Genomic DNA, 25909 nt, shown 5'->3' on the forward strand with positions numbered 1-25909 from the left:
AGTTCCTTCAGCGACGCAGGAAGCGATCGGCCAATGCCTGGCCCAGGGTATTGCCGATGGCGCCACCGGCCGGGCCGGCCACGGCCGTGCCCACGGTGGAACCGATGCCGCTGATCACCTTGCCCAGGGTGGGGCCGTTGGCGATCGAGGCAATCTTTTTGGCGTAACCGGGATCAGTGGCGTAACCGGCCTGCTGCAGGCCCTTGGCAAAGCCATGGATATCGCGGCCGGCCTTGAGTGCCTGCTGGTAGCGCGGATTGTTCTTCAACAGGCGCACGTAGTCGGCAAAGCTCTCGGCCGGCGAGGAATAGGCGCGGAAGTCGGCGGTCTCGTTGACGCGCACGCCGTTGACGTATTCGTGGGTGCCGGTGGTGGCGCGATCGCCCTTCCAGCCGGTGGCCTTGATGCCGAACAGATTGTGGGCGCTGCCACCGTCATTGCGCTGGATGCCGCGCTTGCCCCAGCCGGTTTCCAGCGCGGCCTGGGCGACCAGCGCACGCGGATCCACGCCCAGTTCCCTGGCCGCGCTCTGCGCGTGGCCCCAGATTTCGGCGACGAAGCGTTCGGGCGTGTTCCTGGCGTACTTGGACGGATCCGCGCTGGCCACCTGTTCGACTTCATCGCAGGCATCCTGCGCGGTGGGCGGGGTGAGGCTGGCCCAATCCAGGTTCGCAAGGCCGCTGGCTTCGCTGTTGCTGCCGCCCGGCTCACGCCCGGCAATCACGTCCAGCATCTGCGAGGCACCCTGCGGCATCAGCTGGCGGTATTGCGAGAGCGCGGTGTTGACCGGCGTGGTCGATTTACCCGAATCGGTGGCGCCGAGCTGGCGCGCGATCATCGGCGCCAGGCCGAGGCCTTTGCCCTGGGTCAGCGCCGTGGCCATCTGCTGGTCGTACATGTCGCGGAAGGTCTGGTTCTCGCCGGGAAACAGCGAGTCGCCAAAGCTGGCATCGCGCATGCACTTGATCAGCATCTGCGCGAATTGTCCTTCCAGCTTGCGCGACACCTCGTGGATGCGCGCGTTGTCGGCCTTCGCATCGGTCGTGGGTTTCAGCGCCAGCGCAGGCTGCAGGACGTTCATCAGATGATTTCCAGTTCCGCCCGCAGCGCACCGGCTTGCTTCAGCGCTTCCAGGATGGCGATCAGATCGCCGGGCGCGGCGCCGACTTCGTTGACGGCGCGGACGATTTCATCCAGCGAGGTGCCGCCTTCGAACTTGAACATGCGGTTGCCTTCCTGGTTCACCGTGACGGTGGACTGCGGCACGACGACGGCCTGGCCACCGCGGGTGAAGCTGTTGGGTTGGCTGACCTCGGCCGATTCGGTGATGGTCACGGTCAGCGAGCCATGGGTGACGGCGGCCGGCATCACGGTGACGTTGGAACCAATCACCACCGTGCCGGTGCGGGCATTGACCACGATCTTGGCGGCGGCGCTGCCGGGATTGAGTTCGAGGTTTTCCACCTGGGCCATGAACATCACCCGGCTGCCGGGATCCTGCGGCGCACGCACGACCACGGTAACCGCATCCACCGCCGCGGCGCTGCCGTTGCCGAAGCGCGCCTGCAGGGCGTCGACCATCCGCGAAACCGTGGTGAAGTCGGCCTGGTGCAGGTTGAGAGTGATGTTGCCGCCGGCGTCTTCGCCCATCGCATTGGGCACCGCGCGTTCGACGATGGCGCCATTGGGAATGCGACCGACGCTGGGCACGTTGACCGAGACCTTGGAACCGTCGCGACCCTGTGCGCCGAAGCCGCCGACCACCAGGTTGCCCTGGGCGATGGCGTACACCTCGCCGTCGGCGCCACGCAGCGGCGCCATCAGCAGGCTGCCGCCACGCAACGAGGTGGAATTGCCAATCGAGGACACGGTGATGTCGATCGGTTGGCCGGGCTTGGCGAAGGCGGGCAGGTCGGCATGGATCGCCACCGCCGCCACGTTCTTCAACTGCGGATTGACGTTGGCCGGCACGTTGACGCCCAGCTCGCCCAGCAGGTTCTTCAAGCTTTGCACGGTGAAAGGCGCCTGGCTGGTGCGGTCACCGGTGCCATCCAGTCCCACCACCAGGCCGTAGCCCACCAGCGGATTGCTGCGCACGCCGCCGACCTGCGCCAGATCCTTGATGCGTTCGGCACGTGCGGCGGGGATCACCATCATCAGCACCAGCGTCACCCAGGCCAGCAATCCGAAGATCGTGGCGGCGTCGCGGTTGCGCGGCGACATGCCGCGCTCGGCGCTTTTCGTCTTGACCTTCTTCAGGCGCACGCGTGTCTTGACCCAAGGCATGTCGGCAGTCCTCAGTTCGGGTAGACAGGCGAGTTGAAGAACCGGCCCAGCCAGCCCATCGAGTTCGATTGCGCGATGGCGCCGCGACCGCCGTAGGCGATCTGCGCTTCGGCGATCTTGCCGCTGGAGATGGTGTTGTCCGGAGAGATGTCGGCCGGCCGCACGATGCCCTGGATCTGCACCAGCTCATCGCCCTGGTTCAGGCGCATGTTCTTCTGGCCCTGGACCACCAGGTTGCCGTTGGGCAGGCGCTGGATCACGGTCACGGTCAGGCTGCCCTGCAGGCGGTTGCTCTGCGCGGACTTGCCGTTGCCGTTGAAGCCGCGATCGCCCTTGACCGAAGCGCTCAGCAGATCGCGGCCGTTGTAGGTCAGCGGTGCGCCGGCGATGTTGGGTGCGGCCATCGTCACTTCACTGGTCTTGTCGACCTGGGTGGTGGCGCTGGTCTGCGCGGTGGTGTTCTCCACCAGGTTGATGGTCAGCAGATCGCCGACGTCGCGCGCGCGCCGATCACTGTAGAGATTCAGGCCCGGGCCGGCGCGGTAGATCGCGCCGCTGCTGGGCGTGGCCACCGGCGCCATCACCACCTGCACCGGCTGCATCGGCGCGTACGGACGCACGTCGCCAAAGGAACGGCTGCAACCGGTCATGGCGAGTACGGCGCAGGCCAGGGACGCAATCCGTGCGGAGGAAGGGAAGGAGCGGGTCATGGCAATCGCCTTTAGACGTTGTTGTTCAAGTAGCCGAGCATGGAGTCGGTGGTGGAGATGGCCTTGGCGTTCATTTCGTAGGCGCGCTGGGTTTCGATCATGCTGACCAGCTCTTCCACCACGTTGACGTTGGAGCCTTCCAGCGAACCCTGCACCAGCGAACCCAGGCCATTCAGGCCGGGCGTGCCGTTCTGTGCGGGGCCGGAGGCGGTGGTTTCGACGTACAGGTTTTCGCCCTTGGCCTGCAGGCCCGAGGGATTGACGAAGTCGGTGACGGTGAGCGAACCGATTTCCACCGCGGCGGCTTCGCCGGCCATGGTCACGCTGATGGTGCCGTCGTTGCCGATGGTCATCGACTGCGCGCCTTCCGGCACCTGGATGCCCGGCTGCACCGGGTAGCCGCTGTTGGTGACCAGTTCGCCCTGGGCGTTGATCTGGAACGAGCCGTCGCGGGTGTAGGCGGAGGTGCCGTCGGGCAGCATCACTTCAAAAAAGCCGCGGCCGTTGACCATCACGTCCAGCGAGCGGCCGGTCTGCTGCGGATTGCCCTGCTGGAAATCCTTGGAGGTGGCGACCACGCGTACGCCGGTGCCGAGCTGCAGGCCGGATGGCAACTGCGTCTGCTGCGAGGTGGAACCGCCCGGCTGGCGGATCTGCTGGTACAGCAGGTCCTCGAAGCTGGCGCGGTCGCGCTTGAAGGCGGTGGTGTTGGTGTTCGCCAGGTTATTGGAGACCACGGACATGCGCGTCTGCTGCGCGTCCAGTCCGGTCTTGGCGACCCAGAGTGCTTGGTTCATGTGTGGCCTCTTTGGCGTTTTGGGAGAAAGGGACGTTCTCCTGGACTAAAGCAAGTCCTGTGCCGAATCGGGAGGCGGAATGTCGGCGCGGCCAGTGGGGCAGGGCGACAGAATCCTGGCGAGGTCTTAGCCGCCCAGGCGCAGCAACTGGTTCGAGGACTGCGCCATGTCATCGCCCGTGCGGATGACCTTGACCTGCATTTCGAACTGGCGCTGCAGCTGGATCATCTGCACCAGCGCGCCGGCGGCATCCACGTTGCTGCCTTCGAGCACGCCGGTGGTCAGGCTGTTGCCCTGCGCCATCGCGGGTTGGTTCTGCGGGTCCACCGGGCGCATCAGGCCGTCGCCGCCGCGCTTGAGCTGGGAGGAGGGCACGTCGACCACGCGCATCCGGCCCACCATCGCCATCGTCTGCGGGCCTTCGCCCTGCGGGATGATCGAGATGGTGCCGTCGGCGCCCACGTCCAGCGACTGTGCCGGCGGGATGGCGATGGGGTTGCCGTTTTCGTCGAGCACGGCCTGGCCACCGGCGGTGACCAGCTGGCCATTCGGGGTGACGCTCAGCTCGCCGTTGCGCGTGTAGGCGGTGCCGCCGTCGGCGGCCTGCACCGCCAACCAGCGGCCGGGCTGCAGGGACACATCGAGCGAGCGGCCGGTCACCATCTGCGAACCGGCGCGTGCGTCGAAGCCGGGATCGATCAGCGTGGCGTCCACGCGCGAGGGAAACCCCGGCCCCTGGATCTTGAAGGCTTCCGTACCGGCCAGCGCCGCCTTGAAGCCCTTGGTGTCCACGTTGGCCAGGTTGTGCGCCACCGTGCCCTGCGCCTGCAGGGAAGCGCGGGCGCCGGTCATCGCAACGTAAAGGGCTTTGTCCATGGCGGTGATTCCTACTTATCAGCGGATGTTGATGACCGTCTGGGTGATCTGATCCTGCGTGCTCAGCATCTGCGAGTTGGCCTGGAAGTTGCGCTGGGCCACGATCATGTTGACCAGCTGCTCGGTCAGATCGACCGTGGATGCTTCCAGCGAACCCGAGGCCACCTGGCCGAAGTCCGACGTGCCCGGTGCGCCGACGCGCGGCTCGCCGGAGGCATAGCTGTGGGTCCAGGTGTTGTTGCCCTGCGAGACCAGGCCCTGCGGATTGGCGAAGTTGGCCAGCGCCACCTGGCCAATCGCACGATCCACGCCGTTGGAGTAGCGCGCGTAGACCACGCCTTCCGGCGAGACGGTGAACTCGTTGAGCTTGCCGCTGGCGTAGCCGTCCTGGCGCTGATCGTTCTTGGCGAACGCTTCGCCGTACTGCTTGGTGCCGGTGATGTCCAGGGTCATGTTCAACACGCCGGCGCCGGTGGTCGGGGTGAACGGGGCCAGGGTGATGCGGCCGTTGACCGGCGCGGTGAGTGCGCCGTTGTTGTCGAACTGCACGGTGGTCGGCGCACCCATCGAAGTGCCATCCACATACACGTGGGCCTGCCATTCGTTGGGGTTGGCGGTCTTCACGTAATACACCGACTGCTGGTGGGCCACGCCGAGCGAGTCGTACACGGTCACCGAGGTGGTCTCGTTGTAGCTGTTGCCATCGGCCGAACTGAACGGCGTGATGGTCGGCTGCGCGGCATTGCCGGGCAGGGTCACGCCCAGGTTGACCACCGAAGTGGGCGAGGGCGGGCTGTCGCTGGTGAGCAGCTGCAGATCGACCAGGCGGCCGGTGTCGAAACCGCTGGCGTCCGGACGCGGCGGGAACACCTGCAGGCGCATGCCATCCGGCGTGGTCACGTAGCCGTTGGGATCGCGCTGGAAATTGCCGGCGCGGGTGTAGACATTGGTGCCGTTGTTGTTGACGGTGAAAAAGCCTTCGCGATCCACCGCCAGGTCCAGGTAACGGCCGGTCTGGTTGATGTCGCCCTGCGAGAACTGCTGGGCCACGCCGGTCAGGCGCACGCCGGCGCCGATGCCGTTCTTGAGCAGGCCGTAGCCGGTGCTGGAGAACACCTCGGCGAACTCCGCACGCGATTCCTTGAAACCGGTGGTGCCGACGTTGGAGATGTTGTGCGAGGTGACATTCAGATCGGCGTTGGCCGCCTTCATGCCGGAGAGCGAACTGTTGAAAGCCATGGTGGACTCCTGGGCGGATGCCGGATCGTTGATTAAGTGGTCGACTTGCCGATGCGCAGCACGTAGTCGAGCGGGGCGGTGCCCAGACCGGGCAGGTTGAGGTACAGGCCATCGGAACCGATGGTCACGCTGTCGACCTTGGAGTCGACGTAGGTATTGAGGGCGCTGGTCTTGCCCGAGCTGTCGGTGTGCACGGCCTTGATCGAGTAGGCGCCGGCGGCGACGCGATCACCGTTCTCCTTCAGGCCATCCCACTGGAACGCGGCTTCGCCTTTTTCGGCGTCGATTTCGATGGTGTCGACGACCACGCCGCTGTCATCGGTGATCTCGAACTTGACCTTGCCGGCACTGGGCGCCATCACGATGCCGGAGGCGCCGCCAGTGGCGCCGATGGCAATCTTTTCCGACGGCACCAGCACGTCGTGGCCGACCAGCGAGGCGCCCTTGAGCACTTGATCGCCGGTGAGCGCGGAGGTGAAGCCGGTCATGGTGGTGTTGAGATCGGCGATGCCCTGCACGGTCGACATCTGCGCCATCTGGCCAATGAACTCGGCATTGGACTGCGGCTTGAGCGGATCCTGATGCTTGAGCTGTTCGGTCATCAATTTCATGAACTCGGCCTGCCCCAGCGTGTCCTTCTTCTTGGTCGCTGCGGTGCCGGTGCTGCTGCCGTTGATGGCGGCAAAGGGATCGCCGTTGACGGTGGTCATGGGTGTGCTCGTTCTTGGTCAGGGGGCGGGCGCGTCAGCGGCCCATCGTCAGCGTGGCCAGGGCCAGTTCCTTGGCGGTGTTCAACACCTCCACGCCGGCCTGGTAGCCGCGCGAGGCGGAAATGAGGTTGACCATCTGCGCGACCGGGTCGACATCCGGGGCATACACGTAGCCATCCTTGTCGGCCATCGGATGGCCGGGCTCGTACCGCTTGATCGGTGGCGCTTCGCTCTGGGTGATTTCCTTCACCTGCACCGAGGTCAGCGAGCCGTCGGCGTTCAGCGGCTTGGCCTGGAAGATCGGCTCGATCGGCTTGTACACGGCCTCGGGCGAGGAGGCGATGGAGTCGGCGTTGGACAGGTTGCTGGCGATGGTGTTCAAACGCACCGACTGCGCCTGCAGCGCGGACCCGGCGACATCGAAGATGGGCAGGTTGCTCATGGCTTATTGACCGGTGATGGCGGTGAGCATGGTGCGCACCTTGGATTCGATGAAACTGAGCGAGGCGCGGTATTCCAGCGCGGCACGGCCGTAGGCGGCGCGTTCGGTGTCGGCATCCACGGTGTTGCCGTCCAGGCTCGGCTGCACGCCGGCGCGGTCGTAGATCTGCGGGCCCAGGTTCAGGCCGTTGTTGTGGCGGGCGTCACTGGTCTGCAGCGGGCCCTGCGCGGCGGCGGCGGCATTCTGCAGCGCGGCGGTGAACTCCAGGTCCTTGGCCTTGTAGCCGGGCGTGTCGGCATTGCTCAGGTTGCTGGCGATGAGCTGCATGCGCTGCTCGCGCAGCGGCAGCGCCGCGGCATGCACGCCGAAGTAGTTGGCAATCGGGTTGGAAGACATCGCTGGCTCCGGTGGGACCGTTGCCAGGGGAGGTGCAAGACGTATGCCAATGGCACTGTTTCCTTCCCCCGTCGGGGGAAGGTGCCCGCAGGGCGGATGGGGGTACGGCGGAGTCCGTGGCGTCGGATCGCCCACGACTTCGCCGTACCCTCACCCCAACCCACTCCCGGAGGGAGAGGGAGCAAAGATGGTCTCTCCCGGAGGGAGAGGGGGCAAATATGGTCTCTCCCGGAGGGAGAGGGGACTGAAGCCTTACGCCGCCTTGGCGGCCACCACATGGCGGAGGCGGTTGAGCACGTAATCCGCCAGCTCATGCGGGCTGTACTTGGCCACGAAGGCGTTGGCGCCCACCCGTTCGACCATGGCGTTGTTGAAAACGCCGGACAAGGAGGTGTGCAGCAGCACGTACAGGCCGGCCAGACCGGCATGGCGACGGATTTCCGTCGTCAGGGTGTAGCCGTCCATGGCCGGCATTTCGATGTCGGAGATGACCATGGCATAGCGATCCGCCGGATTTTCGCCGCTGGCGTGGATCTGCAAGAGGTGTTCCAGCGCCTGCTTGCCGTCGGAGAGCAGCGTAGCGCTGACCCCCAGCTGGTCCAGCACGCTGCGGATCTGCGAGCGGGCCACGCGTGAGTCATCCACCACCAGCACCTGCAGGGGCGGGGCGTCGGCAGGCAGCGCCATTTCCGGCGCCAGCGGGGCGTCCATGCGCGCGTTGGAGATGTCGGCCAGCACGCTTTCCACGTCGATCACCTGGATCAATTCGCCCTGGAAACGCGTGACTGCGGTGAGATAACTGGCTTCGGCGCCCAGTTCCGGCGGCGGGTGGATGTCCTCCACCGCGATGTTGACGATGCGCTCGACGTCGCTGACCAGGAACCCCTGCACCGAGCGGTTGAATTCGGTCACCACCAGGTAGTTGGGCGCGTTCTTCGGGTCCGGGTCGCGCTCGGGATGGCGGATGCTCAGGCCCAGGTCCAGCACCGGAATCGAACGCCCGCGCACATCGGCCGCGCCGGCGAACTCACCGGGCAGGCCGGGCAGCTGGAACAACGGCGGCCGCCGCAGCACCTCCTGCACCTTGAAGACATTGACGCCAAAAAGCTGGCGCCCGCCCAGCCGGAACAGCAGCAGGGCCAAACGATTGTGGCCGGCCAGGCGCGTGCGCTGGTCGATTCGGTTGAGCAGATCCTGGGTCATGCAGCCTTATCGGCGTGGACGGGCGGTGCTTTAGTAATCGGGCACTCGCGGACTGCTCCCTCCCCCGTAAACGGGGGAGGGGGCCAAGAGCGCAACCTGCCTCCGCAACGGGAGGGGGCCAAAAGCAGCGTCCGCCCTCATGGTTCCCATGCACGGCGGGAAGCGCACATTCAACTTAGGCACGCGGCTTGCACGCTCTGCCGCGATGATCCGCCAGAGCACCGCCATGCGCCTTTCGATTGCCCCGTTTGCCATGCGCCGATTCCTGTTTATGCCCGCCTTGCTGCTGGCCTCGCTGGCCGCTTACGCCACCGAGTTCCAATCGGTGGACAGCATCCGTGCGGCGGCCGAGGGGGCGCTGGCATCGTCGGGACAGGCGCAGGCCACGCTGGACGCCAACCTGCGCATGCCGAAGTGCGGGTCCGCGTTGCAGGCCAGTGTGCAGAACGCCAGTTCGGTGGAAGTGAGCTGCCCGCAGGGTTGGCGTTTGTTCGTGCCGGTCAAGGTGCGGCGCAGCCAGACCGTGCTGGTGCTCAGCCGTGGCATTGCCCCGGGCCAAGCCATCACCGCCGATGCCTTTGTCGCCGAAACCCGCGACGCCGGCCGTATCAACGGCGCGGCGCTGAGCGACCCGGCCCAGGCCGTGGGGCAGGTGGCGCGGCGGATGCTCACGCCGGGCTCGGTGCTGTCGTCCAATGATCTGGTAGCGCCGCGGCTGATTCGTCGTGGCGACACCGTCGCCCTGGTCTCGCGCCGGGGCGGCGTGGAAGTGCGCGTCACCGGCAAGGCGCTGGCCGATGCCGGCGAGAACGAACGGGTGACCGTGGAAAACGCGTCCTCGCGCAGGGTGGTGCAGGGCGTGGTGGGTCCGGGCGGCGACGTCTGGGTGACCCGCTGAAAAAAAATCCGCCCGGCCGCTAAAGTCCTTGCCAGGGCGGCCGATACCGAACGAGCAAGGGATTGGTTCGTGCTGCCACGTCAGTCAGATTTTGTGCAATCCGTCACTAAAGTTCCTGCGGTGACGGCCGATAACCCCTTTGAACCCGCAACAGGTAGACCGAAATGAGCCAGAAAATCGAAGGCAACGTGCCTTCTGCCATCCGCAGCACCGGTCCCATCGGTGGCAAGGTGGCGGCATCCGGCGCCGAACGTTCGCGTCCCGTCGAGGCCAGCGCCGGTGGCGACAGCCTCAAGCTGACCGGTGAGGCCACCAGCCTGCAGGCCCTGCAGCGCGAACTGTCCTCGGCTTCGGCGGTGGACACGGCGCGTGTGCAGAGCGTGCGCGACGCGCTCCAGGCCGGCACCTACAAAATCAATGCCGAGGCGATCGCCGATGGCATGTTGAGCCTGGAACGTCAGCTCGGCTGATGCCCGCGCCCATGGACGATCTGCTGGACACGCTGGGCGCGGCACTGGCCGAGGAACGCCGCGCCATCCTCGACCATGATGTCGAGGCGCTGATGCGTTCCACCCAGGCCAAGCTGGCCACCCTGCGCCAGCTCGAAGCCCGCGCGCCCGGCGCCGATGCCTCCTTCGATGCCCGCCTGCGCGAACTGTCCGAAGCCAACCAGGCCAACGGCGCGCTGTTGTCACGCCGCCGCCGCGAAGTGAATTGGGCCCTGCGTCACCTGGGCCGCAGCGAAAGCAGCGGCGCCTACGACGCCAACGGCCAGACCGACACCATCAACCGCAGCCGCCCGCTCGGCGTGGTGTGAATCTGTAGGTGGGATCTGCAGCTCCTCCTGCAAAGCCTGGGCTGCGCTTGCCCCGGGTAAGTTGCATGCCGATACTGGCAAGCCTGTACGTCGCATCCGGATCCAGGCTGTTCCAGTGAGTTCACCCAGCGCCACCCGCGGCAGCGGAGATACCCCTTCCTTCGTCGACATCCAGGCGCTCAGCGAGCTCATGGATGACGGCGTATTGCTGTGTCGCGGCGAAGATCGCCCGCTGCATGCCAACGCTTCGGCGCTTGCACTGATCAAGGTCGCCAACGAAACCGCCGCGCTGCATGCCCTGCTCGCGCTGGTGCCAGCCGAGGCCCGCCGTGCCGCGCGCGCCACCGGACGCTGGAGTGGGGAACTGGCATTCGAGGATGGCCGCATCCTGCAGTTGCGCGTGTACCACCACCATGCCGCCGCCGATGAGGGCTACCTGCTCGCGCTTTTCCACGACATCAGCGAAGGCCATGCGCGCCAGCAGGAATTGCAGCGCCGGCATGCGCAGCTGCGGCAGACGCTGATTCGCCTGGCCGGCACCCAGGAGCAACTGGTGCAGTCGGAAAAGATGGCTTCGATTGGCCAGCTGGCGGCTGGCGTCGCCCACGAAATCAACAATCCCATCGGCTATGTGCATTCCAACCTGGGATCCCTGCAGGAATACCTGCACAGCCTGTTCGCGCTGATTGAAATGTACGAGCGTTCCCTGCGCGCACCGGATCCCAAGGCGCTGCTGCCGGAAATCGACGACATGCGTTCGCGCTTCGACATCGACTTCATCTCCAGCGACCTGCCGCAGCTGATGGCCGAGTCGCGCGAGGGCATCGAGCGGGTCACCCAGATCGTGCGCAGCCTGAAGGACTTTTCGTATTCCGGGCGCGATGACTCGTGGAAGCTGGCCGATCTGCATCACGGCCTGGATTCCACCATCAACATCATCTGGAACGAGCTCAAGTACAAGATCACCCTGGAAAAGCAGTACGGCAAGCTGCCGCTGGTGCAGTGCCTGCCGTCCGAGCTCAACCAGGTGTTCATGAACATCCTGCTCAATGCCGGCCACGCCATCGAAGAGCGCGGGCACATCACCGTCAGCACGGGTCTGAGCGGCGAAGAAGTGTGGATTGAAATCGCCGACACCGGCAGCGGCATTCCCGAGAACATCCTGCAGAACATCTTCGACCCGTTCTTCACCACCAAGCCGGTCGGCAGCGGCACCGGCCTGGGCCTGTCGATTTCCTACGGCATCGTGAAAAAGCACAACGGCCGCATCGAGGTCAGCAGCGTGATGGGCGAGGGCTCGGTGTTCCGCATTACCTTGCCGGTGCGGCAGCCTGCGAAGGAACAGTAGCCGCTGTGCTCCCTCTCCCGTTTACGAGGGAGGGTTGGGGTGGAGGCGGAGCGAAGACGGGATCTGAAGGATGCGGACTTCGTTCCGCCCCCATCCCAACTACCGGTGCGGCATCTCGTAGGTAGTGAACGCCTGGCGGATATGTTCGCGCAGGTCGTCGTCATTCCACGGCTTGGTCAGGAAGCGGTAGATCTCGCCGCGGTTGATCGCCTCGGTGACCGTGGCCAGATCGGTGTAGCCCGACAGCACCAGGCGCACGGTATCGGGGTAGAGCACGCGCACGCGGCCGAGGAATTCGGTGCCGCTCATGTCGGACATGCGCTGATCCGACAGGATCACCTGCACGTCGTTGGTGGCCAGCAGTTCGAAGGCATCATTGACGCTGCTCGCGGCCAGGATGCGGTAGCCGTCGCGGCGGAACAGGCGCACCAGCGAGCGCAGGATGTTTTCCTCGTCGTCCAGCAACAGCAGGGTGCGGTCCGGCTTGGTGGCGGCAAACGCATCCGAACGCAGGTAGCGCCGGCGCAGCACCGAGCCGGCGTCTTCGGCCGACATCGGTTCGCCAAACAGATGGCCCTGGAACATGTCGCAATGGTTGCGGCGCAGGAAACCCAGCTGGATGTCCGTTTCCACGCCGTGGGCAATCACTTTCATGCCCAACTGGTGGCCCATCGCGATGATCGCGCAGGTGATGGCCACTTCGCGCGCGCTGTTGGGCACGCCTTTGACGAAGCTGCGGTCGATCTTGATCTTGTCCACCGAAAACCGCACCAGCGAATCCAGGTTGGAATCGCCCATGCCGAAATCATCCAGGGTCAGCCGCACGCCTTCGCGGTGCAGGCTGGCCAGGGTGCGATGGACCAGGTGGGTGTCCTTGGCCAGCGCGTTCTGGCGCACTTCCAGCACCACCATCTGTTGCGGAATGCCGGCATCCTGCATGGCTTCCAGGACTTCCATCACGAAGTCCGGGCGCAGCAGCTGCAGGGTGGACACGTTGACCGCGATCTCGAAATCGTCAAAGCCCCAGTCGCGCCAGATACGCGCCTGGCGGAAGGCATTGCGCAGTACCCAGTCGCCAATCTGCACGATCACGCCGAGTTTCTCGGCCACGTGCATGAAGCGCTCCGGCACCAGCATGCCCAGCGCGGGCGAATGCCAGCGCAGCAGCGCTTCCATGCCGATCACGCGGCCATCGTGCGCGTTGATCTGCGGCTGGTAGTGAAGGCGGAATTCGTTATTGGCAATCGCGTTGACGATCTGCCGGGCAATGATGCTGTCGCTGCGGATGCTGACGGCGGCGTCGCGGGTGTAGCGGCGCACCAGGTTCAGGCCTTCGTGCTTGGCCTGGCCCACGGCGGTTTCCGCACAGGCGAGCAGGCCGCTGCTGGTGGTGGCGTCTTCCGGGCACAGCGCCAGGCCGATGGTGGGCGTCAGGAACAGGGTGTAAGGCAACACCGTCATCGGCAGCTCGACGTGGTCGCGCAGCTGCGCACCGAAATCGTCGGGATTGGGGCCGCCCGGACGACGCGGCAGCGCGACGATGAACTCATCGCTGCCATGTCGCCACACGCGCGCCTCGCTGCCCAGCTGCTCGACCAGGCGGCGACCGAGCAGGGCCAGCGCCTGGTCGCCGACATCGGCGCCCATGTTCTCGTTGATCGAACGGAAGTGGTCGATGTCCACGTGCAGCAGCATCAGCGGCGTGCCGCCATTGACCGCTTCGGCCACCATCGCCTGCAGTTCCGGATCCTGGCCACCCAGGCGCGCGATCGGCGTGGGCGTGCTGCCAAAGGTCGACATCAGGTCGGCACTCCCCGCCAGGGCAGACGCAGATCGACCTGCACGTGACCAGCCGTCGAGCGGGTCAGCGCGAGCTCGCCGCCGTAAGCGTTGGCGCGTGCATGCAATTGCGCCAGCAGGCCGGCGTCGGGCGCCTCGCCGTCATGCTCGATGCGCAGCGCCAGGCAGTCGTCGATGCGGGCGGCGGTGATGGCCAGCCGCGACAGCGCCGTCGGCGCCAGCAGCACGTCCTGGACGCTGCGGAAGGCGGTCAGCTCGATCGCCGCCGCGGCGCGATCTTCGTCTGCCAGCGCCACCTCGATGTGCGCCGGCACGCCCCAGCGCGCCTGCCACGCCTCGGCTTCGCCACGCAGCGACGCCTGCAGGCCCAATGCCTCCAGCTGCGGTGGCCGCAGCACGCTGTACAACTCGCGCAGGCGGGCGACGGTGTCATCGGCGATGCGCACGATCTCGGCCAGGTCTTCGCGCCGCTGGGCGGCATCGTCTTCGTCGCCGGCCAGATGCGCCGACATCTTGATGGCCGAGACCGCCTGGCCAATCTCGTTGTGCAGAGCGCGCGCCACCTGCTGGCGCAGGGCTTCCTGTTGCGCGAACAAGGCGCGCAGCACGGCGTGATCCACGGGTGGGGCAGCGGAACCGGAAGCCATCATCGAGACAGGGCAGGGCCATTCATGCGCTGAAGTATGCCATCGCCCGCCACCCGCGTAGGAGAGCCCACAGGCTCGCCCCCCTGGAAACGAGAACGCCGGGATTGCGCGTGGCAATCCCGGCGTTCGGACGTGCATCAGGTGCAGCGGATCAGAACAACTCGACCGTACCCGCACCCATGGTCTGCTGCGCCACCGGCTTGTGCGGCGGACGCTCCCACTCGCGGCTCTGGTCGCGCAGGCGATTGCCCAGATGACGCAGGGCCGACAGCAGTTCCTGATCCATCGGGCCGCCGCTCTTGTGCAGCAGTTCCTGCAGGGCGATGGCTTCGCGGTTGATCGCGGTCAGGCGATCCAGGTGGGTGTTGGCGCTGCCCAGCGACTGGGTGGCGATGTCTTCGAACTGCAGGGCGCGCACGGCTTCGGCCACGTTGAGGTCGATGGCCTGGCCGCAGGAGGAAATCTCGCGCATGCCGTCGCCCAGCGAGGCGTTGATGGCGGCCACCTGGTGCAGCATGTTGGCCGCTTCGCCGCGTGCTTCCCGCGAACGGTCCAGATCGCGCGAGGCCATGTGCGACACGGTTTCGCGGACTTTGGCGATGGCGTCCTTGGAGCTGTGCGCCAGCTTGCGGATCTGCTCGTTGAAGGCGGTGGAACGTTCGGACAGGTTGCGCACTTCGTCGGCGACCACCGCGAAGCCGCGACCGGCTTCACCGGCACGGGCCGCTTCGATGGCCGCGTTCAACGCCAGCAGGTTGGTCTGGTCGGCAATCGACTTGACGTCTTCCAGCAGCGAGAAGATGCCGTCCAGGTGCTGCGCCATCTCGTCGATATGGTGGACCGTGGTGGAGCTCTGGCCGCTGACCTGTTCCAGCGCTTCCACCAGCTGTTCCATGCGCTGGCTGGCGTGCTGGGCAAAGCGGGCCACATCGACGCCGCCGCGATCGCCGTCGGCGCGGTCGACAATCCGCGACACCGCCTGGCTCTGCTCGCGCGACTTGCGCATCATCGAGTCGAAGCTGTCACCCAGGCCGCTGACCGCTTCGCGGATCAGGCCGCGGGCGCGTTCGATCTCGCTGCGCGAACCGTCGATTTCGTTGGCCACGAAGCGACGCAGTTCGTTGAGCAGGGTGTCCTGCTCGCGCAGGATGCTGGCCTGCTCGGGGCTGCGCTTGTGCGACTGCCAGACTTCCAGGAAGGCGAACAACAGCCAGGCCAGGGTCATCGTGCACAGGAAAGCCCAGCGAATCGGCGACGGCCAGTCGAAGGCAACCGACAGCGGGAAGACCAGGGTCAGGATCAGGGGGGCGGCAAGGCGGACCAGAATGCGGGAATACATGAGTGCTCTCTGCTGAATCACGGTATGGATATCGGCGATACCGGGGGGGTCTTTAGCGTGGATGTGTCAGAAACGGGAAATCGGTTCATGCGCAAAAGCCCGTCAAAAAAGCAGCGCCGCGCGATCGCCGATGGTCGTAGGGGCTACCCCGACACGTTGGCGGGGCATGCCACGGACGCACCCGCAGTCAGCGCTGCGCCACCAGCTGCATCAATCGGCCGGCGACCTGATCCAGCGGCACCATGTCCTTGGCCGCGCCCAGCTTGACCGCGGCGCCGGGCATGCCCCAGACCACGCTGCTGGCTTCGTCCTGCACGAAGGTCGGTGCGCCGGCCTGGGCGATTTCCAGCAGGCCGCGTGCGCCGTCATCGCCCATGCCGGTCAGGATCACGCCGATGGCGTTGTCGCCGGCGCTGTGCGCCACCGAACGGAACAACACGTCCACCGCCGGCTTGTGCCGGTTGACCGCCGGGCCGTCGTCGATCCGGCAACGCCAGCGCGCACCGTCGCGGATCACCCGCATGTGCTGGCCACCGGGCGGCAGGTAGGCATGGCCGGGCAGGATGGCTTCGCCATCGCTGGCCTCGCGCACGGCCATGGCCGAATGCCGATCCAGGCGTTCGGCGAAGGCGCGGCTGAAACCGGCCGGGATGTGCTGGGTGAGCACGATGGCCGGCGCGTCGGCCGGCATCTGCTCCAGCACCACCCGCAGCGCTTCGGTGCCACCGGCCGAGGCGCCGATGGCGATCAGCCGATCGGTGGTGTGGAAACGCAGGGCGCGGCTCACCGATGCCGCCGCCACCACCGCATCGGCGGTGTGCCTGGGCGTCGCGGCCCGGGCCAGCGGCCGCACCTGCGCGCGCGCGGCAGTCTTGACCTTGGCGATGATTTCCTCGGCGTAGGACTCCAGCCCGCGGGCGACATCGAGCTTGGGCTTGGAGATGAAATCCACCGCCCCCAGCGCCAGCGCCTGCAGGGTGGTGTCGGCGCCGCGCTCGGTCAGCGAGGAAATCATCACCACCGGCAGCGGCCGCAGCCGCATCAGGTTTTCCAGGAACGCCAGCCCGTCCATGCGCGGCATTTCCACGTCCAGGGTGATCACGTCCGGATTCAGGCGCTTGATCTTGTCGCGCGCAATCAACGGATCGGTGGCCACACCCACCACCTCGATGCCGGGATCGCCATCCAGGATCTCGGTCAGCATCTGCCGCACGACCGCGGAGTCGTCGACAATCAGGACACGCACTTTCGTACTCATCAGAACAACTCCACACCACCACTGACAGGGGTGCGCGACAGGCGCGCGCGGGCAGCGGTTTCAGCAGCCACCACTTCGGCATCGTGGGCGTGCGGCAGACGCTGCACGACGACCCGGCCGGTGGCGGGAAAGAACCAGACCTTGCGCGGATGGATGCCGCGCAGGTCTTCAGCCATCACCGGGATGCGCTCGGCCTGCAGATAGGCCAGCACGAACTCGGCGTTGCGGGTTCCCACCGGATTGCTGGTGAAACCCTTCAACACATTGGCGCCGCCGAAGACCTTGGCCTCCAGCCGATTGCGCGCGGCGCCGCGCTTGAGCAGATCGTTGATCAGCAGTTCCATCGCGAAGCTGCCGTAGCGCGCAGGCGCGCCGTCACCGACATTGCCATCGGGCAACAGGAAATGGTTCATGCCGCCCAGCTTGAGCAGCGGGTCGCGGATGCAGGCGCACACGCACGAGCCCAGCAAGGTCACCAGGGCGGTGTCGTCGTCGGCCACCATGTACTGGGTCGGCAACAGCTTGGCCGCTTGGGTCTGGAAGCGCGCGTCGTGGTAGCGCAGCACGCTGCCCTCGGCGAACGCCAGTGCGGCGGCGGAACTCATTTCGCGCTCCGGGTCCGGCGATACAGGGTGCGGCCGCAGGGCTGGATGACGTCGGCCGCGTGCAGGTAGTTTTCCGAATGACCGGTGTAGAGCATGCCGTCATCGGCCAGGTGCGGCACCAGCCGCGACAGGATGCCGCGCTGGGTGGGCTTGTCGAAATAGATCATCACGTTGCGGCAGAACAACGCAGTGTACGGACCGCTGACGTCGTAACGCGGCGCCAGCAGGTTGAGCGGGCGGAACTCGATCAGTTGGCGCAAGGCCGGATGCACGCGGCAGAAGCCTTCGTGCTGGCCGGTGCCACGCTGGAAATAGCGGCGGCGCACGGCGATATCGATACCATTGACGCGATCGAGCGGATACACGCCGCGGCCGGCGGTGGCCAGCACCTGGGTGTCGACATCGGTGGCAAGGATGCGCACCGGCGGGGTCAGGGTGCCGAACGCCTCGCAGGCGGTGATGGCCATGGAGTAGGGCTCTTCACCGGTGGAAGCGGCGCACGACCACAGCGCGATGGGGCCGGCATCCACGCGCTGCTCCAGTTCCGTGCGCAGGCGCTCGAAGTGGTGCGGCTCGCGGAAGAACGCGGTCAGGTTGGTGGTGAGCGCATTGGTGAAGGCCTGCCACTCCTCGCCGCCTTCGCGTTCGAGCAGGTCCAGGTAATCCTTGAAGCTGCGCAGGCCCAGCGCACGCAGGCGGCGCGACAGACGGCCATAGACCATGTCGCGCTTGCCGTCGGCCAGGGCGATGCCGGCGCGCTCGTGGATCAAGTCGCAGACGCGGCGGAAATCGCGATCGCCGAATTCGAACTCGCGGCCACCGGGACGGCGGACCTCGTCATGGTCGGCAGCGGCTGAAGCGGCGAGGGCATCGCGTGGGCGGGACAGGACGGACATCGTGGACTCGAAAGAATTGCTTGTTCCCGGCAGCGGGCGTCGTTGCCGACGCCCGCTGCCACGCGTTGTTGCACCGGCAGGATCAGAACTCCTGCCAGTCATCCCCTTCAGCGGCCAGGGCGGCTTCGACGATCGCGGCAGGCGTGCTGCGCAGCGTCGCCTTGCCGGCGGCCGGCTTGGCCGGCGTGCTGCGGGTGGCCGCGGCGGCCGGAGCCGCCTTGGTCACGACCGCCGCACCGGCGCCATCGATCTGGAACACCGACACCGCATCGGCCAGGCCCTGCGCCTGCTCTTCCATCGAGCGGGCGGCAGCGGAGGCTTCTTCCACCAGGGCCGCGTTCTGCTGGGTCGTTTCGTCCATCTGGGTGATGGTCTGGTTGACCTGCTCGATGCCGGCCGACTGTTCCTGCGAGGCCGCCGAAATCTCGGCCATGATGTCGGTCACGCGCTGCACCGAGGAGACGATCTCGCCCATGGTGGTGCCGGCCTGGTTGACCAGGCGCGAACCATCGGCCACGCGATCCACCGAGGCTTCGATGAGGCCCTTGATTTCCTTGGCCGCCTGCGCCGAACGCTGCGCCAGGGTGCGCACTTCCGACGCGACCACGGCGAAGCCGCGGCCCTGTTCGCCGGCACGCGCGGCTTCCACCGCGGCGTTGAGCGCCAGGATGTTGGTCTGGAACGAGATGCCGTCGATGACCGAGATGATCTCGCCAATCTTGCGCGAGGAGCCTTCGATTTCGCGCATGGTGGTGACCACCTGGCCGACCACCTGGCCGCCGGTGGAGGCCACGCTGGCGGCGCCGATGGCGAGCTGGTTGGCCTGGCGCGCGGACTCGGCGTTCTGGCGCACGGTGGAGGTCAGTTCCTCCATCGAAGCGGCGGTTTCTTCCAGGTTGGCCGCCTGCTGCTCGGTACGACGAGACAGATCCGAGTTGCCCGAAGCAATCTCGCCAGCGGCCGTGTTGATGGCGGTCGAGGCCTGCTGGATGCTGCCAACGATGTCGGTCAGCTGCGCCACGGTGGCGTTGGCATCGTCGCGCATGGCGGCGAACACGCCGTGGAAATCGCCCTGCATGCGCACGGTCAGATCACCGCGGGCAATGGCCTGCAACAGGTTGGAGACTTCCGACAGGTTCTCGTCGGTGGTTTCCATCAGTCCGTTCAAGCCGGCCACCATCGCGCGGAAGTCGTACTGGTAGCGGTCCAGATCGCCACGCTGGCTGAAGTCACCGGCCGCGGCGGCACTGGCCAGACGCTTGATTTCGGCGTTGATGGCCGACAGGCTGGCCTTGGTCGCGTCCATGGCGTCGGTCAGCGCGGCCTTCTCGCCGGGCAGGCGATCCATGTCCACCGACAGATCGCCCAGCGCGTAGCGCTGGGTGATTTCCACCAGCTTCATCTTGACGGCGATATGCGAGCCCACCAGCGTGTTGGTGTCGCGCACCATGCGGCCGTAGTCGCCGGGGAACTTGCTGTCGTCCATGCGGTAGCTGATCTGGCCTTCGTCATGGCGCGCGGCCATGTCTGACTGCGCCGCGATCACCGACTGCACCTGGTGCTGCATGCGCTGCATGGCGGTCAGCAGGTCGCCCACTTCATCCTTGCGCGAAGTGTCGATCTTGCCGTCCAGCTTGCCGTTGGACACATCGTTGGCCACGCGCACGGCTTCACCGACCGAGCCGGCGATGGCGCGGGCGAAGAACCAGGCCAGCGCCAGGCCACCGCCGATGCCGGCCAGCAGCATGATCAGGATCAGCATGCTGGAGGACTTGAAGGTGCTCTCGGCATTGGCCGTGGTGATCTTGGTCTGGCGGTCGACTTCGGTGATCAGCGCCACCATGGTGTCGGCGGCCTTGTTGTGCAGGTCGCGGGTTTCACCGATGAAGGTGTCGACGGCGTCGTCTTCCAGCTGCAGTTCGAGCATTTCGTTGACGGATTCGTAGGACTTGTCGGCCTTGGCCCACTCGGCCACGAACTGGTCATACAACTTCTGCTCGGCGGCGCTGGTGATCAGCGGCTTGTAGGCGGCGATGGCCTTGTCGACCTGGACCTTGATGCCCAGCGAACGGTTGCGGGCGTCGGCTTTGACTTCGGCGGACGCACGCACCATCGAACGGTAGGCGGCGCTGCGGTACTCGCCAATCAGCGCACGGATGTCGCCGGCAGCGCGCACGCTGGTCAGGGTGTTGCCGGCCATCGTGTTGGTGACCGTATTGAGCGACTTCAGCCCGTAGAAGGCAAAGATGCCCTGCACCAGCATCAGCGTGATGACCACGCCAAAGGCCAGCATCATTTTCGGGGTCAGTCGGAGATTCTTGATCCACTGCATTTAAGTTTCCTCGGTCCGGGCGGTCGCCGTCTCGGGCGGAGTAGGGAGGCCGGCGGCGCAGGTCACCGCCGGCCAGGGAGCATCAGCGCATTGCGGCCAATTTGAGGTTGGACGGCGAGGTGACCACGATTTCGGCGCGCGAGCTGTCGCGCTGGATGTCGCCGATCACGCAGACGTCCTTGCCTTCCAGGGTTTCCGGCGCCGGCTTGAACTTGCCGCGGTCTTCGCCCGGGATGCGCGCGGTGAAGGTGTGGCGGGGGAAGTCGCCGCCCATGTACAGGAAGGTGGGCGTGCCTTCGGAGTTTTCTGCAAAGCGGGCCTTGCCCACCTTGCCGCACACCACGCCCGGGCGACCAGCAAAGCGCACGGCCTTGTCGGCGGGGATGGCGTCGGTGATCTGGGACTGGCCGACGGCGCGGTCAGCAGGCAACAGGGTGGCGCCGATGGCAACGGCGGTCAGGCTCAGGATGGCGGCAAATTTCATGGGTGGCTCCGTCAGGATCAGTAGATGGCGCACGCGGCGCGTCCTGGCTGACATCGGCCTCAGTGGGGCGAACTTGAGAAGACTTTGGTTTGATCACTGCGTGATCGCGGCATGCGTCACAGTTTTTTGGTTGCTGGCTTGTTGGAGCAAGAAGCGGCGGACCGCGCGGGAAGCGGGGGGAGAGCCTGTTGAAAGGGCCTGGAACTTTTGTTCCTGCGACCTGTGCCTTCTTTAGTAAGGGCTCCAGTCCCTTTCAACAGGCTCTCCACCCGCTTCGGACACAAGGTCGGTGCTCACGGTGCGCCGGTCCTAAATGGGGTGGAAAACAGGGGGCAGAGTGCCTTTTCGCTTTTCAATCAGGCGTCGGCACACTTCGGGGAGAGGGAGCAGGCCCTGCGCAATAGCGACTGGAGCCCTTACTAACGAAGGGTCAGGTCGAAGGAACAAAAGTTCCAGGCGCTATTGCGCGGGGCCTGGTCCCTCTCACAAGCGAAACCTGCTCTCCGCGAGAAGCTGAACGAATCAGACAGCGCCCTCAGGCGCCACCATCGTGGTCAACACCCACCCCCCGTTGAAGCAGGTCTCAATCCCGCGAAACCGCTGGCCATCATGAGTGACCACCGGAAAGATCCGACGCGGCTTGCTGCGGCGCTGCTGCTGGATGTCGCTCAACCACACTTCCACATCATCCACCCCCAGGTCAGGACCGAAGCGCTGCGCATGGGTGTGGCGGATGATGTCCTCGAAGTGCTCGACCCCCGGCGGAATCGCGTGCAGTCGCACGTAGGCCTCGTTGGCCATCACCAGCTTGTCGTCCGGGTCGTACATCGCCACCGGCGTGTCGGCCACGTCGATGCCCTGCAACAGCTGCGACAGCACATCCGGATTGCGCGGCGACAGCACCGGCCGCAACGGGCCGGCACGCCGCGCCGCAGGCGCAGTGGCGGTGCTGGTGCCGCGCTCGGCAATCCGATCGCGGCCGTCGTACTTGGCCCGGTACAGCATCAGGTCCGCCTGGCGAATCCACGCATCGGCGCTCTCGATATCCGCGCCCAGTTGCGCCACACCGAAGCTGGCCGTGATCGTGCGATGGCGCGAAAGCGGCGCCTCGTGCAGGCGACGTTGCAGGCGCCGCATCACGTCCGCCGCTTCGGCCGACAAGGTGTGCGGCAGCAGGATGCCGAACTCCTCGCCGCCGTAGCGGCCAGGCACGTCGATGTCGCGCAGATCGCTGCGCAGCAGATCCGAGAAGCGGCGGATCGCCGAGTCGCCTTCGGCATGCCCGTAGAGATCGTTGATCTGCTTGAAGTGATCCAGGTCCACCAGCACCAGCGTGGCCGGCTGGCCGGTGCGGCGGCAGCGGGCGAACTCGGCGCGCACGGTTTCTTCCCAGCGGCCGCGATTGAACAGGCCCGACAGGCCGTCGTGCCAGCCGCGGCGTTCCAGTTCGACCCGGCGCCGGCGCAGGTTCTGGATGACGTCATGGCTGGTGTGCAGAATCCCCAACGGCAACACCAGCGCCATCGGCAATGCGGCCAGGGTCAGTGCAAGTTCCGGCGGCGGCGGCACATGCATGCCGAACACCAGCACGCCCAGCACCAGGCCGGCCAGTTGCGCCAGCCAGCCGCGGGTGAGCAGCGGCAGTCCGCCGCCGATGACCGCGCACAGATTGGTGATGGCCAGCAGGGTCAGGCTCGCGGCCAGGCTGAATTCCAGCATCGGCAGGGCCAGGCCGACGAACGCGCATTCCATCAGCAGCGTCATGGCCTCGGTGCGATTGGGATCGCGGGTCTGCAGATAGCGCCACCACGCCGCATGCGGCCAGGCCAGGCCCATCACCATCAGCAGGCCCCACTGCCAGGCCGGTGCCTGGATCTGGTGCATCACCGGCAGCGTCGCCAGCAGCGCAAATGCGCAGCCCAAGGTCCGCAGCAGATACAGCCGGCGCGGGAAAATCAGGTGCGGCGCCAGCGGGTAGTGTTTGGAAACACGCGATAGCGGCGGCGTGCGGCGACGCTCGTTCATGGCGGCGATGCGCCGGCGGCATCGGCCGGCATCTCCACATAGTCGTTGCGGCTCAGCCACTGCTCCAGATCACCGGGCGGCAGCGGCGCCGAGAACAGGTAACCCTGCAGCACCGGGAAGCCCTGTTCGGCCAGGAACGCGTGCTGGGCGTCGGTTTCCACGCCTTCGGCCACCACCTTCATGCTCAGGCTCTCGCCGATGCGCAGCACCGAGGAGGTCAGGGTGCGGGCAATGGCGCTGCTGTCGATGTCGCGCACGAAGCTCTGATCCAGCTTGAGTTCGTAGATCGGCAAACGGTGCAGATGGCTCAGCGAGGAATAGCCGGTGCCGAAGTCGTCCAGCGACAGGCGCACGCCCATCACGTAGATCGCCTCGATGTTCTCCAGCACGTCCGGATTGGGATCGAGCATGACGCTCTCGGTGATCTCCAGGATCAGATCATCCGGCTTGAGGCCGTGCACATCCAGGCAGCTGGCGATCTGCAGCGACAGATCCGGGTCGCGGAAGTTGATCGCCGAGACATTCACCGCGATGCGCGGAATCGGAATGCCGCGGCGGCGCCAGTCGGCCATCTGCGTGCAGGCATGTTCCAGCACCCACAGGCTGAGATCGGCCATCAGCCCGCATTCCTCGGCCACCGGCACGAAGCGCGCCGGCGGCACGTTGCCCAGCTCCGGGTGTTCCCAGCGCAGCAGTGCTTCCACGCCGTAGATTTCGCGCTCGGCACGGCCGCTGACCTGCGGCTGGTAGTGCAGGGTGAACTGATCCAGCTGCAGGGCCTCGCGCATCGCCGTTTCCAGCGACACGCGTTCCTGCGCGACCCGGTTCATGTCGCCGCTGAAGAAGCGCACGCTGCCGCCGCCGTCGGACTTGGCGCGGTACATGGCCATGTCGGCATGGCGCAGCAGCAGATCGATGTCGCGGCCATCATCGGGGTACATGGCCACGCCGATGCTGGCGCTGGGATGCAGGGTCATCACGCCGGCGGCGGTGGGGCGCGAGATGGCGCCGAGCAGGCGCTCGGCCACGCTGGCCGCTTGTTCGGTGGAGCACTGCGGCAGCACCGCCACGAATTCGTCGCCGGCCTGGCGGCCGATCAAGTTGGCGCCGGGCATTTCCTCGACCAGGCGCGCGGCGATGTCGCGCAGCAGGCCGTCGCCGGCGGCATGGCCCTGGGCCTCGTTGACGCGTTTGAAGCGATCCAAATCGATGAACAAGACGGCCGCCTTGCTGCTCGACTGGCCGGCATTGGCCAGCACCTGTTCGGCCTTGGCGCTGAACATGATGCGGTTGGGCAGACCGGTGAGGGTGTCGTAGAACGCCAGCTGGTGCACGCGTTCATTGGTCTGCTCGCGCTCCATCGCCAGCGCGCACAGGTGCAGGCAGGTGTCGACCATGCGCAGGTGCAGATCGTCGGCAGTGGTATTTTCGCGGTAGTAGAAGCTGAGCGTGCCGAGCACGCGGCCGCTGCTGGACTTGATCGGGCTGGACAGGCAGGCACGCAGGCCGTGTTCCAGGAGGGGTTCGCGATACGGCGCCATCAAGGGATCGCTGGCGATGTCGTGCACGTGCACGGCACGGCCGCGCCAGGCGGCGGTGCCGCAGGAGCCCACGCGCGGGCCGATGGCCATGCCATCGATGGTCTGCACCAGGCCTTCGGGCAGGCTGGGCGCGGCCAGCGGACGCAGGCGACCTTCGCCGTCCACCGCCAGGATCGAGGCCACGACTTCCGGCGCCACCCGCTCGACCTCGCGGCAGAGCATGGTCATCACGTCGGTCATCGGCAGTTCGCGCACCATCGCATCCAGCACCTTGTGGTGCAGCACCTGGTGGGTCTTGGTCTGGGTGATGTCGGTCAGCACGCTGACCATGCCGATGGTGCGGCCGTCATCGTCGAGCACCGGATTGATCGCCGCCGATACCCACAGCGGTCGTCCGCTCTTGGTGTACAGCAGGACTTCGGTCTGCAGGCCCTCGGTGCGGCGCAGGGCTTCTTCGATGCTTTCGCCCAGTTGCGGATCGGTATGCGGCCCGGACAGCACCTCGCTGGGCTTGCGCCCGCGCAGGTCTTCCAGGTCATAGCCGAGCATGCGGGTGAAGCCGCTGTTGACGTAGACCACGTTGCGGTTGGAGGCGCTGACGAAGATCGCGTTGTCGCTCTTGTCCACCACCATCGACAACTGGCGCATGCGTTCCTGCTGCAGGCGGATGTCGGTGAAGTCGCGCAGGAACGCGGTATAGAAGCGGCGCGCGCCCAGCTGGATCTGCGACATCGACAACGAGGCTGCCAGCCGACGGCCGTCGCGACGGGCGATCACGATGTCACGTGCGCTGCCGAGCCAGTGTTCGGCGCAGCGATGCTCACTGTCGTTGCTGTCTTCGGTGCAGGCCAGGAACTGGCCCAGGCCATGGCCGAGGGCTTCGTCGCGGGGCACGCCCCAGAGCTTCTCCGCCGCCGGGTTGAACAGCAGGATCGTGTCGTCTTCGTCGATCACCAGCACCGCGTCGACCGATTGTTCCAGCGTGCCGAACAGCAGTTCGTACGCCTGGTCCGGCGTGGTCGATGCGCGCAGCAGGGTGTTGGCGTTCAAGGCGTGACGCGGCACGGGCATCCTCCCGGAGTCCCGGCGGTCGGGTGGGGCTGGGGAAAGCGGGTCGGGGTGGGGCTCATGCGTCGCCAAATCTGAGCTGACTCGATCGGGTATCGGCCGCGCTCGCCCGGACTTGAGCGGTCCGTCGCAGTTCCTGGCATCGCGGGCGGGCGGGTCGGGCGGTGCATGAGGTCATCCGTGGGGTGGGTT

The 25909-nt window shown here is 66.3% G+C and carries 24 protein-coding genes; 4 read left to right on the forward strand and 20 right to left on the reverse strand.

Going from position 1 to position 25909, the window contains the following annotated elements:
* Window positions 1-7: 7 nt before the first annotated feature.
* From flgJ to B5X78_RS16590, 10 genes are all read right to left on the reverse strand, one after another.
* Entirely contained in the window at window positions 8-1081 is a 1074-nt protein-coding gene (flgJ, locus tag B5X78_RS16545) for a flagellar assembly peptidoglycan hydrolase FlgJ (protein ID WP_079725821.1), read from the reverse strand.
* On the reverse strand, window positions 1081-2157 hold the full coding sequence (locus B5X78_RS16550; protein WP_229730785.1) for a flagellar basal body P-ring protein FlgI: 1077 nt from the start codon (window positions 2155-2157) through the stop codon (window positions 1081-1083). The genes flgJ and B5X78_RS16550 overlap by 1 nt, the downstream gene beginning before the upstream one ends.
* A 140-nt stretch (window positions 2158-2297) precedes the next feature.
* Entirely contained in the window at window positions 2298-2996 is a 699-nt protein-coding gene (gene flgH, locus B5X78_RS16555; RefSeq protein ID WP_079725823.1) for a flagellar basal body L-ring protein FlgH, read from the reverse strand.
* A gap of 11 nt (window positions 2997-3007) precedes the next feature.
* Window positions 3008-3793, reverse strand: a complete 786-nt coding sequence (flgG, locus tag B5X78_RS16560; protein ID WP_079725825.1) for a flagellar basal-body rod protein FlgG — start codon at window positions 3791-3793, stop codon at window positions 3008-3010.
* A 126-nt stretch (window positions 3794-3919) separates the two neighbouring features.
* Window positions 3920-4669, reverse strand: a complete 750-nt coding sequence (locus tag B5X78_RS16565) for a flagellar basal body rod protein FlgF (protein ID WP_079725827.1) — start codon at window positions 4667-4669, stop codon at window positions 3920-3922.
* An 18-nt stretch (window positions 4670-4687) separates the two neighbouring features.
* A complete protein-coding gene (gene flgE, locus B5X78_RS16570) occupies window positions 4688-5908 on the reverse strand; it encodes a flagellar hook protein FlgE (protein WP_079725829.1) in 1221 nt (406 codons plus the stop codon).
* Between the two features lie 32 nt (window positions 5909-5940).
* Complete coding sequence (locus B5X78_RS16575) at window positions 5941-6618, reverse strand: flagellar hook capping FlgD N-terminal domain-containing protein (RefSeq protein ID WP_079725831.1); 678 nt, start codon at window positions 6616-6618, stop codon at window positions 5941-5943.
* A 34-nt stretch (window positions 6619-6652) separates the two neighbouring features.
* Entirely contained in the window at window positions 6653-7060 is a 408-nt protein-coding gene (gene flgC, locus B5X78_RS16580) for a flagellar basal body rod protein FlgC (protein ID WP_079725833.1), read from the reverse strand.
* 3 nt (window positions 7061-7063) lie between these two features.
* A complete protein-coding gene (flgB, locus tag B5X78_RS16585; RefSeq protein WP_079725835.1) occupies window positions 7064-7456 on the reverse strand; it encodes a flagellar basal body rod protein FlgB in 393 nt (130 codons plus the stop codon).
* A gap of 252 nt (window positions 7457-7708) precedes the next feature.
* Window positions 7709-8659 carry a chemotaxis protein gene (locus B5X78_RS16590; protein WP_079725836.1) on the reverse strand — a complete coding sequence of 317 codons (951 nt, stop codon included), beginning with the start codon at window positions 8657-8659 and terminating at the stop codon, window positions 7709-7711.
* A gap of 253 nt (window positions 8660-8912) precedes the next feature.
* Here B5X78_RS16590 and flgA point away from each other — a divergent pair, with 253 nt between their 5' ends.
* From flgA to B5X78_RS16610, 4 genes are all read left to right on the forward strand, one after another.
* Window positions 8913-9557 carry a flagellar basal body P-ring formation chaperone FlgA gene (flgA, locus tag B5X78_RS16595; protein ID WP_079726245.1) on the forward strand — a complete coding sequence of 215 codons (645 nt, stop codon included), beginning with the start codon at window positions 8913-8915 and terminating at the stop codon, window positions 9555-9557.
* 164 nt (window positions 9558-9721) lie between these two features.
* The gene (gene flgM, locus B5X78_RS16600) at window positions 9722-10027 is read left to right on the forward strand and encodes a flagellar biosynthesis anti-sigma factor FlgM (protein ID WP_079725838.1); all 306 of its coding nucleotides are present in this window, start codon (window positions 9722-9724) and stop codon (window positions 10025-10027) included.
* The gene (locus B5X78_RS16605) at window positions 10027-10374 is read left to right on the forward strand and encodes a flagellar protein FlgN (protein ID WP_079725840.1); all 348 of its coding nucleotides are present in this window, start codon (window positions 10027-10029) and stop codon (window positions 10372-10374) included. Before flgM ends, B5X78_RS16605 begins: the two co-directional genes overlap by 1 nt.
* A 190-nt stretch (window positions 10375-10564) precedes the next feature.
* Window positions 10565-11722, forward strand: a complete 1158-nt coding sequence (locus B5X78_RS16610; RefSeq protein ID WP_079725842.1) for an ATP-binding protein — start codon at window positions 10565-10567, stop codon at window positions 11720-11722.
* Between the two features lie 99 nt (window positions 11723-11821).
* Here the strand turns inward: B5X78_RS16610 and B5X78_RS16615 are convergent, their stop codons facing one another.
* The 10 genes from B5X78_RS16615 to B5X78_RS16660 all read right to left on the reverse strand — a co-directional run bounded on the left by B5X78_RS16615 (window position 11822) and on the right by B5X78_RS16660 (window position 25720).
* A complete protein-coding gene (locus tag B5X78_RS16615) occupies window positions 11822-13522 on the reverse strand; it encodes an EAL domain-containing protein (protein WP_079725844.1) in 1701 nt (566 codons plus the stop codon).
* Entirely contained in the window at window positions 13522-14169 is a 648-nt protein-coding gene (locus B5X78_RS16620; protein ID WP_176140892.1) for a sensor histidine kinase, read from the reverse strand. The genes B5X78_RS16615 and B5X78_RS16620 overlap by 1 nt, the downstream gene beginning before the upstream one ends.
* A gap of 151 nt (window positions 14170-14320) precedes the next feature.
* Window positions 14321-15508 (reverse strand): methyl-accepting chemotaxis protein, encoded by a 1188-nt coding sequence (locus B5X78_RS16625; RefSeq protein ID WP_079725848.1) that lies wholly within the window; start codon window positions 15506-15508, stop codon window positions 14321-14323.
* A 187-nt stretch (window positions 15509-15695) separates the two neighbouring features.
* Window positions 15696-16766: a protein-glutamate methylesterase/protein-glutamine glutaminase gene (locus tag B5X78_RS16630; protein WP_079725850.1), complete on the reverse strand. Its 1071-nt coding sequence runs from the start codon at window positions 16764-16766 to the stop codon at window positions 15696-15698.
* Window positions 16766-17371, reverse strand: coding sequence for a chemoreceptor glutamine deamidase CheD (gene cheD / locus B5X78_RS16635; RefSeq protein WP_079725852.1), 606 nt, complete (start codon window positions 17369-17371; stop codon window positions 16766-16768). The genes B5X78_RS16630 and cheD overlap by 1 nt, the downstream gene beginning before the upstream one ends.
* Entirely contained in the window at window positions 17368-18267 is a 900-nt protein-coding gene (locus B5X78_RS16640; protein WP_079725854.1) for a CheR family methyltransferase, read from the reverse strand. The genes cheD and B5X78_RS16640 overlap by 4 nt, the downstream gene beginning before the upstream one ends.
* A gap of 82 nt (window positions 18268-18349) precedes the next feature.
* Window positions 18350-20599 (reverse strand): methyl-accepting chemotaxis protein, encoded by a 2250-nt coding sequence (locus tag B5X78_RS16645; RefSeq protein ID WP_079725856.1) that lies wholly within the window; start codon window positions 20597-20599, stop codon window positions 18350-18352.
* Between the two features lie 82 nt (window positions 20600-20681).
* The gene (locus tag B5X78_RS16650; RefSeq protein WP_079725858.1) at window positions 20682-21083 is read right to left on the reverse strand and encodes a hypothetical protein; all 402 of its coding nucleotides are present in this window, start codon (window positions 21081-21083) and stop codon (window positions 20682-20684) included.
* Between the two features lie 522 nt (window positions 21084-21605).
* Window positions 21606-23108, reverse strand: coding sequence for a diguanylate cyclase (locus B5X78_RS16655; RefSeq protein ID WP_079725860.1), 1503 nt, complete (start codon window positions 23106-23108; stop codon window positions 21606-21608).
* Complete coding sequence (locus B5X78_RS16660; RefSeq protein WP_079725862.1) at window positions 23105-25720, reverse strand: EAL domain-containing protein; 2616 nt, start codon at window positions 25718-25720, stop codon at window positions 23105-23107. The genes B5X78_RS16655 and B5X78_RS16660 overlap by 4 nt, the downstream gene beginning before the upstream one ends.
* Between the last annotated feature and the right edge of the window lie 189 nt (window positions 25721-25909).

This window comes from Pseudoxanthomonas indica (assembly GCF_900167565.1).
Taxonomy (GTDB): Bacteria; Pseudomonadota; Gammaproteobacteria; order Xanthomonadales; family Xanthomonadaceae; genus Pseudoxanthomonas_A; species Pseudoxanthomonas_A indica.

Bases quoted from the DNA above. Each gene is read 5' to 3' on its own strand.
- B5X78_RS16565 (WP_079725827.1), bottom strand. From the start codon at position 4,669: ATGGACAAAGCCCTTTACGTTGCGATGACCGGCGCCCGCGCTTCCCTG.
- flgA (WP_079726245.1), top strand. From the start codon at position 8,913: ATGCGCCGATTCCTGTTTATGCCCGCCTTGCTGCTGGCCTCGCTGGCC.
- flgH (WP_079725823.1), bottom strand. From the start codon at position 2,996: ATGACCCGCTCCTTCCCTTCCTCCGCACGGATTGCGTCCCTGGCCTGC.
- flgJ (WP_079725821.1), bottom strand. From the start codon at position 1,081: ATGAACGTCCTGCAGCCTGCGCTGGCGCTGAAACCCACGACCGATGCG.
- cheD (WP_079725852.1), bottom strand. From the start codon at position 17,371: ATGAGTTCCGCCGCCGCACTGGCGTTCGCCGAGGGCAGCGTGCTGCGC.
- B5X78_RS16630 (WP_079725850.1), bottom strand. From the start codon at position 16,766: ATGAGTACGAAAGTGCGTGTCCTGATTGTCGACGACTCCGCGGTCGTG.
- flgC (WP_079725833.1), bottom strand. From the start codon at position 7,060: ATGAGCAACCTGCCCATCTTCGATGTCGCCGGGTCCGCGCTGCAGGCG.
- B5X78_RS16550 (WP_229730785.1), bottom strand. From the start codon at position 2,157: ATGATGGTGATCCCCGCCGCACGTGCCGAACGCATCAAGGATCTGGCG.
- B5X78_RS16650 (WP_079725858.1), bottom strand. From the start codon at position 21,083: ATGAAATTTGCCGCCATCCTGAGCCTGACCGCCGTTGCCATCGGCGCC.
- B5X78_RS16615 (WP_079725844.1), bottom strand. From the start codon at position 13,522: ATGTCGACCTTTGGCAGCACGCCCACGCCGATCGCGCGCCTGGGTGGC.
- B5X78_RS16605 (WP_079725840.1), top strand. From the start codon at position 10,027: ATGCCCGCGCCCATGGACGATCTGCTGGACACGCTGGGCGCGGCACTG.
- B5X78_RS16660 (WP_079725862.1), bottom strand. From the start codon at position 25,720: ATGCCCGTGCCGCGTCACGCCTTGAACGCCAACACCCTGCTGCGCGCA.
- flgB (WP_079725835.1), bottom strand. From the start codon at position 7,456: ATGTCTTCCAACCCGATTGCCAACTACTTCGGCGTGCATGCCGCGGCG.
- flgE (WP_079725829.1), bottom strand. From the start codon at position 5,908: ATGGCTTTCAACAGTTCGCTCTCCGGCATGAAGGCGGCCAACGCCGAT.
- B5X78_RS16610 (WP_079725842.1), top strand. From the start codon at position 10,565: ATGGATGACGGCGTATTGCTGTGTCGCGGCGAAGATCGCCCGCTGCAT.
- B5X78_RS16625 (WP_079725848.1), bottom strand. From the start codon at position 15,508: ATGTATTCCCGCATTCTGGTCCGCCTTGCCGCCCCCCTGATCCTGACC.
- B5X78_RS16590 (WP_079725836.1), bottom strand. From the start codon at position 8,659: ATGACCCAGGATCTGCTCAACCGAATCGACCAGCGCACGCGCCTGGCC.
- flgM (WP_079725838.1), top strand. From the start codon at position 9,722: ATGAGCCAGAAAATCGAAGGCAACGTGCCTTCTGCCATCCGCAGCACC.
- B5X78_RS16655 (WP_079725860.1), bottom strand. From the start codon at position 23,108: ATGAACGAGCGTCGCCGCACGCCGCCGCTATCGCGTGTTTCCAAACAC.
- B5X78_RS16575 (WP_079725831.1), bottom strand. From the start codon at position 6,618: ATGACCACCGTCAACGGCGATCCCTTTGCCGCCATCAACGGCAGCAGC.
- B5X78_RS16620 (WP_176140892.1), bottom strand. From the start codon at position 14,169: ATGGCTTCCGGTTCCGCTGCCCCACCCGTGGATCACGCCGTGCTGCGC.
- B5X78_RS16640 (WP_079725854.1), bottom strand. From the start codon at position 18,267: ATGTCCGTCCTGTCCCGCCCACGCGATGCCCTCGCCGCTTCAGCCGCT.
- flgG (WP_079725825.1), bottom strand. From the start codon at position 3,793: ATGAACCAAGCACTCTGGGTCGCCAAGACCGGACTGGACGCGCAGCAG.
- B5X78_RS16645 (WP_079725856.1), bottom strand. From the start codon at position 20,599: ATGCAGTGGATCAAGAATCTCCGACTGACCCCGAAAATGATGCTGGCC.